Below are 904 nucleotides of genomic sequence, written 5' to 3'. Positions count from 1 at the left end.
CGAGTCACATGAACATTATGCCCTGAAGAACCAGGACAAACGCTCCAATGCACCACTGTTCTTTACGGTGTTTCTCACCGGGCTTGCGCTTTACCTGAAAAGCGCATTCCCGCGGCTAGGCAGTGACGAGCAGCAAGAAGAAGCCAAGTCGCAAGCGCCGGAGCAGTCCGGGTCGCCTGAGGTTGCAGCAGCTGGCGCTCCCGAAGTGATGATGGAACTCGAAGAAGCAGCAAAAGACAGGTCCGGTTCCGGCGGCCGATTGTTCGGTAGCGGAGACTGGCGCTATGAGCTTTCCGATTCCCCGATGATCGAGTTCCAAAAGCTCAACCTGCCACACTCGGCCCTTTTGAAGAACTTCGGTGGGGTTTCGTTCTCCTTCCATGCGGCCAATGACAATGCCTGGCGTGGTGGCCGGGTATCCAATATTGGCTACGGCGGTGGCGGTGGCGGTAGTTCAAATTCCCAGGCTGCGCCTGTGTATGACCTCGACCCGCGCGACGATCCCGAGTCTGAGGTGGATGACGAGGACGAAACGGATGAGGAGAAAGCCGTCAATCGTGCGCCCCGGGTCAACGGACCTGTTTATCTGGCGGATGTCTTTGGCTGTGCGGTCGCCCTGATCGGACTTTCCGATCTTCTGCGCGGTGCATCTGATCCGGATGGCGATGCGCTCCGCATCGAGAACGTTACCGTGTCGTCAGGGACACTGACGCAGACGCCGAGCGGCTGGTATTTCGATGCGGCGATGCTTGGTCCGGTGACGGTCACCTATCAGATCAGCGACGGCAAGGTGTCGATCCTGCAGACGGCCCAGTTCTCCGTGCTGAAGGCACCGCCGATCATCGGCACGCAAGGCGATGATATCCTTGTCGGAACAAGCTGCGCTGACGACATTGACGGTCGC

At 58.8% G+C, this 904-nt stretch carries 1 protein-coding gene; it reads left to right on the top strand.

Annotated features, from left to right (window positions below; all coding sequences use genetic code 11):
• Positions 1-904 (top strand): cadherin-like domain-containing protein (locus LB462_RS30935; protein WP_224515955.1); only part of this gene is annotated, 904 nt, incomplete at both ends.

This window comes from Phyllobacterium chamaecytisi, from assembly GCF_020164455.1.
Classification (GTDB): Bacteria; Pseudomonadota; Alphaproteobacteria; order Rhizobiales; family Rhizobiaceae; genus Phyllobacterium; species Phyllobacterium chamaecytisi.
Note: the sequence above shows the minus strand (reverse complement) of the source record. Positions and strands in the feature narration are given on the sequence as shown.